This window comes from Piscicoccus intestinalis NBRC 104926, assembly GCF_001515525.1.
In the GTDB taxonomy this organism is placed as follows: domain Bacteria; phylum Actinomycetota; class Actinomycetes; order Actinomycetales; family Dermatophilaceae; genus Kineosphaera; species Kineosphaera intestinalis.
Map to the genome: position 1 here is coordinate 1 of NZ_BCNQ01000162.1, position 9,784 is coordinate 9,784.

Sequence of the window (9,784 nt, forward strand, 5' to 3'; positions counted from 1 at the left end):
GGCGCCGGCCGGCACGGACGCGGCGGTGCGCCGGGATGCGGGGGAGGAGGCCGTGTCGGAGACGGCGCCCGCCTCGGTCGCGGAGTCGGCGTGCGACCGGCTCCGGGCGAACCGCGGCTGGGCGGTGCGGGACTGCGCTGTGTCGGCGGGCACCGGTCGGGGCGATTCGGCGACGGGCCGGTGCAGATAGGACACCCGAGGGTGCCGGCTCAGCTGCGTGGCGGTGAAGTCGCTGCAGGCGATGACGGCGTCGACCCCGCGGCTGCCGGCGCGCACGGCCCAGCGGGCCTTGCGGCTGACGAGATCGTCGTGCAGGTCGAGCACGATGCGCACCCCGCGGGCCCGCAGCAGCGGCCGCATCGCCGGGGCCTGGGCCAACAGGTAGTAGCTGAAGATGACGAGCACGTCGCCGCGGCGGGCGGCCCGCAGGTAGCGGCCCCAGAGCCGGGTGCTCTCGCGCATGCGCCCCTGGGTGGGGGAGTCGGATCGGGGCCGCACGCTGTAGACCTGCTCGATGCCGGCGGTTGCGGCCCGTTCCGCGAGTTCGCCGTCGGGACACACGAGCCCCACGCGCACACCCTGGTCGGTCAGTGCCTCGGCGAGGGTCAGCAGGCTCACCTCGGCGCCCCACACCTGCCGGGCTGCGGAGATGAAGACGACCCTCATGCTGTGATTCCCTTCTCCTCGGCCGAACCGAATTCGGGGCCATTCGGAGCCTCGGCGTCTCGTACTGTACGAGACGCGTGGGCAGCCGGTGCAAATTCACAGCCCGCTCTTAGGGTCGCGAACTGCGGCGTTGCCGTGTTCTGCCACCGTCATCGCTCGCGGAAGCACCGGCCTCCCGCGGTGCCCCGGACCGGCCCTCGCAGGCCGTGCGCACAGAGACGGAGATCGGATGACGGGCGGTTCACCACCGGAGAGCGCCGGCGACCCGGGTCGCCGGCGTCGGCTGGTGCGCAACATGTCGTGGAACTACCTCGCCGGGCTGACGAGCATCGTCGGGCTCGTGCTGCTCTACCCGTGGGCGGTGACGCTCGCGGGGGCCGCGGCGTACGGGCTGTGGGTGCTGGCGTTCGGTGGCACGCAGCTGCTCGTCATGGCCGACTTCGGCATCGGAGACGGCATCGTGCGCCAGATGGGGGCGCTGTCGCGCGGCGGCGCCTCGCACGCGCAGCTGCGCTCGTTCGTCAGCGTCGTGCTGACGATCTTCGTGGGGCTGGCGCTGCTCGTCACCGCGCTCTACCTCGTCGCGGTGCCGCTCTACCTGGGCACGGTCGACACCGCCGGGCTGGCTCCCGGTGACGAGCGGTTCGTCGTCGTCGCCGGCGCGATCGCGCTGCTGCTCGCCCTCATCGCCCGCGGCACCAACGCGGTGCTGTGGGCCCAGGACCGTCAGGACATCGAGCGCAAGGCCGCCGTCGCGGGCATGGCCGTGCGGGTCGCCGGGTTCGTCGCCGTCGCGGCCACCGGAGGCGGTCTGCCCGGGGTCGTGCTCGCCGAGGTCGCCGGCGCCGCCGTCTCCCCGCTGGTGTGCGGCGTCGCGGTGGCGCGGCGGTTCGGGGCGCCGGTCTGGTCGCGGGAGGCGTTCGCGCGCTACACCGGCCCGCTGCTGCGGCTCAGCTCGGTGCTGTTCGTCGGCTCGCTCGCGGCGCTCATGACGTTCCAGCTGCCGCTGTTCATCGTCGGCAGCACGCTCGGCCTCGTCGCGTCCACGGCCTACGGCGCGCTCATGCGCATCTACCAGAGCGCGCGGATGGTCAACTCGTGGACCGCCAACCCCTTCATCACGCACATCTCCGCCGCCCCGGAGCCCGAGCTGGCCGCCCGCGCCCGCCCCGCCTTCCTCGCCACGGCCGTCGTCGGCACCGGCATGGCCGTGGTCATCGCCGGACTCGCCGACGACCTGCTGGAGGCGTGGATGGGCGCCGACTTCGTGTTCGCCGGGCCGGCCCTGGCGGTGCTCGCGTTCGCCATGCTCGCCGACGCGGTCGTCAAGCCGAGCGCGCTCGTCGTCAACCTGCGCGGCCGTCCGGTGATCGTCTCGCTGCTGCACCTGAGCGTGTGCGCGCTGACCCTCGCCGGGGTCGCGCTGGCCTCCGCGGCCGGCTCGCTCGTCGCGATCGTCGGCGCGATGAGCCTGGTCGCGGTGCTGCTCGCTCCCGCCTACGTGCTCGCCGCCCGGCGCGTCGTCGGCCGGCTCCCGTACCCGCGCGGCTGGGCGCTGCCCGGCCTGCTCGCGGCCGCCGTGCTCGTCTTCGCGCTCGTGCGGCTCGTCGCCGTCGCGCTGGACCCGTGGCCCGCGGTGCTCACCGTGGCTGGTGTCGGGGCGCTCGCGCTGCTCGCCGCCGCGCTCTGGTGGCGGCGACGTCGGGCAGCCTGACGAGGGCGAGGGCGAGGTCGGGCCGCCGGGGCCGGGTTACGGCTCGAGGGCGACCGCCTCGGCGGCGGCCTTGCCGTGGGCGCGCAGGCGCCCGGAGGCGGCACCCCACGACGGCAGCTCGACGACGGCCACCGCGGAGGTCTTCAGCGTCACCCGCCGCCCGGTGAGCCGTTCGACGAGCTCCTCCAGCGCCGGGTTGTGCCCGACGAGGGCGGCCCGCTGCACGGTCGGCGGCAGGTCGTGCACGACCTCGGCGAGGTCGGCGCCGTCGAAGGTGTAGACGTCGGGTTCGATCGAGGTCGTCACCCCGGCCGGCAGCTGCGCCGCGATGACGTCCCAGGTCTGCTCGGCGCGGCGGGCCACGGAGACCACCGCGAGGTCGGGCACGAGGTCGTGGGCGAGGAGCCAGCGCGCGACGTCCGGCGCCTGGCGCAGCCCCTTGCCCTTGAGGGGCCGATGCCGGTCGGAGACGCCGTGGGACCAGTCCGACTTGGCGTGTCGCACGAGGATGAGAGTGGGCACGCTGGCTCCTTTCGCCGCAGCCGTTGCCCCATCCTGCGGCAGCGCCCGCCTCGGCGTGCGCGGTGGGCCCGAATTCGCCCGGATCGTCTCAGTCCCGGCGCCGATCGGGGGAGCCGGTGAGGCGCCGCACCGCGTCGCGCATGTGGTCGACGAGCAGCCGGTCGGTGCGCGCGGGGTCGGCGTCGACGAACGAGCGCGCGATCGTCGTGTGCTCCTCGACGCGCTCGGCGCCGTCGGCGTAGGTGCTCTCCAGCGCCTGGATGCACATGCGGGTCTCGGTGAGCAGGATCTCGTGCATGCGGGTCAGCCGCGGGCTGGCCGCCGCCGCGACGAGGGTCTCGTGGAAGGCGATGTCGGCGGCGCTGACCGCGGCCGCCTCGCCCGCGGCGTCCGCCTCCGCCATCCGCGCGCACACCCGCAGCAACCCCCGGCCGGTGGTCGCCGGGCCGCGCGCGTGCACGCAGGCGGCCGCGGCGCGCTCCACCGCCTCCCGGGCGATGTACATGTCGATGACGTTCTCGGGGGTCATCTCGATGACGAACAGCCCCCGGTTGCGGATGCCGATGAGCAGGCCCTCGGCGGTGAGCCGCTGCAGGCCCTCGCGCAGCGGCCCCCGGCTCACCCCGAGCCGGGCCGCGAGCGCCGCCTCGCTGACCTGGCTCCCGGGCGCGAACTCACCGGTCGCGATGGCCTCGCGCACGCGGCGCGCGACCAGGCTCGGGGTCGACTCCTGCGTCAGCGGCCCCAGCACGCTCCCGTCCACGGTCTCCTCCGCTTCGTCGCCCATTCCCATCGCCGCCAGGTGCCCTGCGCCGACGACTACCCGCCGAGCACCGCGCACGCCAGGCGGGCGTAGCAGCGGGCCGCGGTCGCGAGTTCCTCGACGCCGACGGACTCGTCGGGCCGGTGCGCCTGCCCGGTCACCGAGCCGGGCCCGAGCACGACGACCGGCGCCCCGGTGGCGACGGCGACGTGCCCGCCGTCGCACGCGGCGCTCCAGCCGCCCGGCGGCAGCTCGGGGCCGCCCGCGTCGGCGAGCGCGCGCTGGGTGCGGGCCACGAACGGGTCCGCGGCGTCGGTGGCGAAGCCCGGCAGCGCCATGACGAGCTCGACCCGGCTGGTCAGGCCGCGGTCTGCCAGGTCGAGGTCGGCGACGCGGCGACGGGCCTCGGCGAGCATCTGCTCCGGGTCCTCCCCGGGCAGCAGCCGCCGGTCGACCTCGAGCTCGCAGCGGGCCGCCACCATCGCCGTCGACTCCCCGCCGCGGATCGTGCCGACGCTCAGCGTCGCCGGGCCGACGAGCCCGTCGAGCACCGGCGGCGCGGCGGCCAGGTCGTCGTGCCAGCGCTCCATCGCCGCCACGACGAGCGCGGCGCCGTGGATCGCGTTGCGGCCGTCGGCGGGGTTGCCCGCGTGCGCGGCCTGGCCGTCGACGACGACGTGCAGGTAGGAGTCGCCGCGGGCGGCGATGATCGGCTGCAGGTCGGTCGGCTCGGCCACGAGGCAGCCCGCGAGCCCGGCCAGCCGCGGCAGCCCGTGCTCGATCCAGTGCCGGGCGCCCAGCCCCGTCTCCTCCTCGTCGATCGCGGCGAGCAGCACGACCGGCCCGCGCAGGCGCGCGCCGCAGCGCCGCAGCGCGCCCATCGCGGCGAGCGCGGCCGCCACCCCGCCCTTCATGTCGGTGGCGCCGCGGCCGTAGATCCGACCGTCGGCGAGCTCGCCCCCGAACGGATCCCGCGTCCAGCCCGCCCCGACCGGCACGACGTCCGAGTGGCCGACGAGCAGCAGCGCCGGGCCGTCGGGGGCTGTTGAGTCGGTCGCGCCGGTCGCGCCGCTGGCGGGCAGGGTGACGACGACGTTCGGGCGCCCCGGGGCCACCTCGACGGTCTCCACCTCGAGGCCGAGTTCGGTGGCGATCGCGGCGATCTCGGCCGCGGTCGCCGCCTCCTCGCCGGGCGGGTTGGTGCCGGCGCAGCGCACGAGCCGCTGCGTGATCCGCACGACCTCGTCGGGGTCCACGGCGGCGGCCGCCCGGTCCGATCCGTCGGCTTCGCGGTGCTCGCGGTGCTCACCGGAGTTCGGGTCGAGCGGGCCGGAGTCGGTGGCGCGAGAGGTCATGACCGCACCGTAGCGGCGCTGCGACCGGCCATGACATCGACCGCCCGGCGCAGACGCGTCACGCCCTGCGCGATGCGCTCCGGGCTGCTGGAGGCGAAGCACAGCCGCAGCGCGTGCGGAAAGGCGCCGGCGGGCGAGAACGCGTTGCCGGGGATGAACGCCACGCCCTCGGCGAGGGCGACCTCGAACAGCCGCTGGGTGTCGACCGACTCCTCGAACGTCAGCCACAGGAAGAAGCCGCCGGCCGGGTCGGTCCAGTGGGCCAGCCCCGTGAAGTGCTCGGCGAGAGCCCCCTGCATCGCCGCCTTGCGCTGCGCGTAGCGGGCGCGCTGGGTGGCCAGATGCTCGTCGAGCAGGCCGTGCCGCAGGAACGCGGCGACGAGCCGTTGTAGCGGCAGGTTGGTACAGGTGTCCATGGCCTGCTTGGCGTGGATGAGCAGCGGCTGCAGCGCCGGGTCGGTGTCCATCCAGCCGACCCGCAGGCCCGGCGCGATCGTCTTGCTGAACGTGCGCACCGACACAACCAGCGGGTCGCCGTCGGCGAGTTCGTGCAGGGTCGTAGGGCGCTCGCCGTCGAACGCGAGCGCGCCGTAGGGGTCGTCGTCGAGCACGACGGACCCCCACTCGCGGGCGAGCTCGAGCAGCCGGCGGCGCCGCGGCGTGCTCATCGTCACCCCGGACGGGTTCTGGAACGTCGGCACCGTGTAGATGAGCTTGGGGCGGCGCCCGGCGTGGTCGCTGAGCGCGACGAGGGCGTCGACGTCCATGCCGTCGGCGTCGACCGGCACCTCGAGCAGCTCCGCCTGGTACGACAGGGCGGTCGCCGATCCGTTGGTGTACGTGGGGGATTCGACGGCGACGAGGTCGCCGGGGTCGACGAACAGCTTGCACGTGAGGTCGAGCCCCTGCATGCCGCCGGAGGTGATCGTCACGCGGTCGGCCGTCGTCGCGTCGCTTGTGCCATCCAGTTGCGACACCAGGGCGTCGACGAGCGCGGGATCGCCCTGGGTGGCGGCGTAGTCGAAGGCGTCCGGCGCGGCGGCGCCCATCGCCTCCGGCGCCAGCTGCGAAAGGGCTTGCGCGGGAATGGAGTCCGGCGCCGGGCTGCCCATCGCGAAGCGCACGATGTCGTGGGTCTGCGCGGCGAGCAGCGAGGTGCTGGAGTCGATGACGGAGCCGACGAGGTAGTCGGCGCGGGTGGCCAGGGGCAGGCTCGTCGGGGTGCTCGGCAGGGTGCTCGGGCGGGTGCTCATGTGGTCCTTTCGGCCGGCCTCGCGGGCCGGCGGTCGGTCGGGGCCGGAGGTCCGGCGCGCCGATCGGGCTCGGGCGTGCGGTCAGTCGATGACGATCAGCTCCTGCGGTTGGTGCGTGAGGCGCTCGGCCCCGGAGTCGGTGACGAGCACCGGCTCCGACAGCTCGTAGCCCCAGTCGTCGCTCCACATGCCGAGGATCACGTGGAAGGCCATGCCGGGGGCCAGCACCGTCTCCTCGGCCGCGCGCAGGCTCACGGTGTGCTCGCCCCAGTCGGGCGGGTAGCCGATGCCGATGGAGTAGCCGATGCGCGACTCCTTGCTCATGCCGTGGCGCGCGAGCACGGCGGTGAACGCCGCGTGGCTGTCGCGGGCCGGGGCGCCGGGGCGCAGCGCGCCAGCTGGGCGGCGGGCCGTCCGAGGCTGACCGTGCGCGCGATCGGGGCGTGGTAGCGCTCGTGGGCCCCGGCGAGTTCGAGGGCGGTGGCCTCGCCGCGCACGAACGTCTCCTGGCTCCACGTCAGGTGCGGGGTGCCGGCCCGCGGCCCGGTCGGCAGCATCGGCACGATCGCGGGGTAGTCGCCGCCGATGTCGCCGGCTCCGTGCGCCTGGGCCGCCTGGATCTGCGCGACGACGTCGCACTGGCGCCGGCCCGGGGCGATGTGCGTCAGCGCCGCGGTCATCACGGAGTCGGCCACTCGGCCGGCTGCGCGCAGCATGTCCTGCTCCGCCGGCGACTTCACCAGCCGCACCCAGTTGACGAGCTCGCCGGAGTCGACGACCCGCGCGTGCGGCAGCCCGGCCGTCAGCGCGAGATAGCCGCGCGGGGAGAAGAAGTGCGCGTCGGTCTCCGCCGCGACGAGCGCGCGCTCTGTGCCGTTCGAGCCGTTCGAGCCGTTCGAGCCGTTCGAGCCGGTTGCGCCGGTTGCGCTGGGCAGCACGCCGACCTCGCGGGCCCGGGCGGTCATCCACTCGAACGGGTGTACGTCGGGCCGGTGCACGAGCTCCTCGGGATAGCTGTGCACCCGCTCCTGCGGCAGGTGCGCGGTGTAGTGCGCGCCGTGCATGTCCATCGCGCGCCCGAACAGATGGGGGTCGCCGTCGGCCGGCACGATCAGGCACTGCGGCATGTAGAACGACCACGCGTTGTACCCGGTGAGGTAGTACAAGTTCGCCGGATCGACGACGACGAGCGCCGCGAACGAGTGCCGCGCCATCGCGCGTTGCACCGCCCGCACCCGTTGCTCGTGCTCGGCCGCGGTGAACGGCTTGGGCAGCGTGCTGCCCTGCCGGGTGTCGCCGCCGGAACGCCCGGCGTTGCCGCCGCCGGTCACGAGAGGCCCGGCGGTGCCGCCGCCGGTCACGAGACGCTCCGCGTCGGCACCCGATTCGCCGTGAGCACAGGCATGTCCAGTTCCTCCTCGAGATCCGCGCCGAGCCTGCCCGCGACCCTGCTCGCGAGCCCGCCCGTCGCCGTCCATGCACGCATCGTGCCCTCTGACACGGATTGTTGACAATCAGTCGATCCGGTTCGCTAGCGTGGCCGGATGATCAGCCCCACCGACCATCCGCCGGTCATCGCGGTGCTCGTCGGCGATGACGGCGGCCGTCCGCCGCACCTGGAACCGCTGGACGGCCGCGTGCACTGGCGGTTCACCGACGCCGCCGGGCTGGCGGAGGCGGTGCGCGGCGCCGACGCGCTGCTGCTGTGGGATTTCTTCTCCTCCGCCCTCGCCGACGCCTGGCCGCACTGCGACCGGCTGCGCTGGGTGCACGTGGCCGCGGCCGGCGTCGACACGCTGCTCTTCGACGACCTGCGCAGCTCGCGCGTCGTCGTCACGAACGCCCGCGGCACCTTCGACCGGCCGATCGCCGAGTTCGTCGCGATGAGCGTGCTGGCCCACGCCAAGCGCACCCACGAGAGCGCCGCCCTGCAGCGCGAGCGGACCTGGCGTCACCGCGAACCCCGCGCGGTCGTCGGCACCCGCGCGCTCGTCGTCGGCACCGGCGCCATCGGCCGCGAGATCGCCCGGCTGCTGCGCGCGCTCGGCGTCGAGGTGCACGGAGCCGGGAGCCGGGCCCGCCCCGGGTATCTCGACGCCCCGCCCGACGGGGCCGCCGGGTCTGACGGGCCCGCCAGGTCTGACGGAACCGACCGCGGCGGCGAGACCGACGGGCCCGACGGCGCCGCCGAGGTGCCGGACGCCGACTTCGCGACGATCACCGACTCCGCCCAGCTGGCGCAACACGTCGCCGAGGTCGACTACCTCATCAACGCCGCGCCGCTGACGAGCGCCACTCGCGGCCTCATCGACGCGGCCGTCTTCGCGGCCATCAAGCCGGGCGCGCACCTGATCAACATCGGCCGCGGCCCGACGGTCGTCGAGGCCGACCTGCTCGCCGCGCTGGAGACGGGCCGTCTCGACGGCGCCAGCCTCGACGTCGTCGACACCGAGCCGCTGCCGCCGGACTCCCCGCTGTGGACCGCGCCCGGCGTCGTCATCACCCCGCACATGTCCGGTGACGTCGTCGGCTGGCGCGACACCCTGGCCCGTCAGTTCGTCGACAACGCCGAGCGCTGGCTGGAGCACCGCCCCCTGCGCAACGTCGTCGACAAGCACCTCGGCTACGTGCCGATCGGTACCAACTAGCGCGCAAACCGAAAGCGACGGAAGGAGATTCGTGACCGACTCCGAACTGTCGACGCTGTCGATGCGCTCGGCCACGCAGCTGCGCGCCGGCTACGCCGACGGCACGATCGACCCCGTCGACGCCACCCGCGCGGCGCTGGCGGCGATCGAGGCGCACGACCCGCGGGTCAATGCTTTCGTGCTCGTCGACGCGCCGGGGGCGCTTGCGCAGGCGCACGCGTCGCGCGAACGCTGGCGGGCCGGGGAGCCGCTCGGGCCCGCCGACGGCATCCCGACCTCGATCAAGGACATCCTGCTCACCCGCGGGCAGCCCACCCTGCGCGGCTCGACGCTCGTCGACGCGGCCGGCCCGTGGCCTGACGACGCCCCGGTCGTGGCCCGGCTCCGCGAGTCGACCCGCTGCTGGCGCGCGAGATCCGCACCCACTCGGGTGATTCCGCCGCCGACTACCTCGCCGCGACCGCGGAGCGGATGGCGCTGGGCGCGACAATGGGTGACTTCCACCGCCGCTACGACCTGCTGCTCACCCCGACGATGCCGGTCCCGGCCTTCGAGGCCGGCCGCGACGCCCCCGTGGGCTGGCCCAGCGACCTGTGGACCTCGTGGACTCCCTACACCTACCCCTTCAACATGACTCAGCAGCCCGCGCTGTCGCTGCCGTGCGGGCTCACCGACGACGACCGTCCGATCGGTCTGCAGATCGTCGGGCCCCGGCACGCCGACTCGATCGTGTTGCGGGCCGGCGCCGCGTACGAGGCGGCCACCGACTGGCACACCCGCACGCCGACGCTGCTGCGCTGAGCCGGTCAGCGGTCGCCGGTGTCGTCGGCGCCGGCGTCGGTGCCCGGGGCGGTCGGCGCCGG

The 9,784-nt window shown here is 74.8% G+C and carries 10 protein-coding genes and 1 pseudogene; 4 read left to right on the forward strand and 7 right to left on the reverse strand.

Annotated features, from left to right (window positions below; all coding sequences use genetic code 11):
• Positions 1-666 (reverse strand): glycosyltransferase family 4 protein (locus tag PINTE_RS18360; protein WP_157087357.1); only part of this gene is annotated, 666 nt, incomplete at its 3' end.
• Between the two features lie 229 nt (positions 667-895).
• Between PINTE_RS18360 and PINTE_RS18365 the strand changes: the two genes are divergently transcribed.
• Entirely contained in the window at positions 896-2,380 is a 1,485-nt protein-coding gene (locus tag PINTE_RS18365) for a lipopolysaccharide biosynthesis protein (protein WP_068433645.1), read from the forward strand.
• A gap of 36 nt (positions 2,381-2,416) precedes the next feature.
• On the opposite strand, the gene PINTE_RS18370 is transcribed toward PINTE_RS18365, so the two are convergent.
• From PINTE_RS18370 to PINTE_RS18390, 6 genes are all read right to left on the reverse strand, one after another.
• On the reverse strand, positions 2,417-2,902 hold the full coding sequence (locus PINTE_RS18370) for a SixA phosphatase family protein (RefSeq protein ID WP_068433646.1): 486 nt from the start codon (positions 2,900-2,902) through the stop codon (positions 2,417-2,419).
• 88 nt (positions 2,903-2,990) lie between these two features.
• On the reverse strand, positions 2,991-3,665 hold the full coding sequence (locus PINTE_RS18375) for a GntR family transcriptional regulator (RefSeq protein ID WP_245643049.1): 675 nt from the start codon (positions 3,663-3,665) through the stop codon (positions 2,991-2,993).
• Between the two features lie 56 nt (positions 3,666-3,721).
• Positions 3,722-5,020, reverse strand: a complete 1,299-nt coding sequence (locus tag PINTE_RS18380; RefSeq protein WP_084343788.1) for a M20 family metallopeptidase — start codon at positions 5,018-5,020, stop codon at positions 3,722-3,724.
• Complete coding sequence (locus PINTE_RS18385) at positions 5,017-6,273, reverse strand: aminotransferase-like domain-containing protein (RefSeq protein ID WP_068433654.1); 1,257 nt, start codon at positions 6,271-6,273, stop codon at positions 5,017-5,019. Before PINTE_RS18385 ends, PINTE_RS18380 begins: the two co-directional genes overlap by 4 nt.
• Before the next feature lie 81 nt (positions 6,274-6,354).
• Positions 6,355-6,615 (reverse strand): hypothetical protein, encoded by a 261-nt coding sequence (locus PINTE_RS24835; RefSeq protein ID WP_281178976.1) that lies wholly within the window; start codon positions 6,613-6,615, stop codon positions 6,355-6,357.
• Positions 6,594-7,634 (reverse strand): M24 family metallopeptidase, encoded by a 1,041-nt coding sequence (locus PINTE_RS18390; protein ID WP_281178977.1) that lies wholly within the window; start codon positions 7,632-7,634, stop codon positions 6,594-6,596. The genes PINTE_RS24835 and PINTE_RS18390 overlap by 22 nt, the downstream gene beginning before the upstream one ends.
• Positions 7,635-7,817: 183 nt before the next feature.
• Between PINTE_RS18390 and PINTE_RS18395 the strand changes: the two genes are divergently transcribed.
• From PINTE_RS18395 to PINTE_RS24590, 3 genes and pseudogenes are all read left to right on the forward strand, one after another.
• Positions 7,818-8,921, forward strand: coding sequence for a D-2-hydroxyacid dehydrogenase (locus PINTE_RS18395; RefSeq protein WP_068433656.1), 1,104 nt, complete (start codon positions 7,818-7,820; stop codon positions 8,919-8,921).
• Positions 8,922-8,982: 61 nt separating this feature from the next.
• A pseudogene (locus tag PINTE_RS24585) lies at positions 8,983-9,252 on the forward strand (amidase family protein); the annotation flags it as partial.
• Positions 9,253-9,392: 140 nt separating this feature from the next.
• Entirely contained in the window at positions 9,393-9,722 is a 330-nt protein-coding gene (locus PINTE_RS24590; protein ID WP_245643050.1) for an amidase family protein, read from the forward strand.
• Positions 9,723-9,784: the final 62 nt, after the last annotated feature.

Coding starts and splice junctions, on each gene's coding strand:
- PINTE_RS18365 (WP_068433645.1), top strand. CDS start 896: ATGACGGGCGGTTCACCACCGGAGAGCGCCGGCGACCCGGGTCGCCGG.
- PINTE_RS18380 (WP_084343788.1), bottom strand. CDS start 5,020: ATGACCTCTCGCGCCACCGACTCCGGCCCGCTCGACCCGAACTCCGGT.
- PINTE_RS18385 (WP_068433654.1), bottom strand. CDS start 6,273: ATGAGCACCCGCCCGAGCACCCTGCCGAGCACCCCGACGAGCCTGCCC.
- PINTE_RS18395 (WP_068433656.1), top strand. CDS start 7,818: ATGATCAGCCCCACCGACCATCCGCCGGTCATCGCGGTGCTCGTCGGC.
- PINTE_RS24590 (WP_245643050.1), top strand. CDS start 9,393: ATGGCGCTGGGCGCGACAATGGGTGACTTCCACCGCCGCTACGACCTG.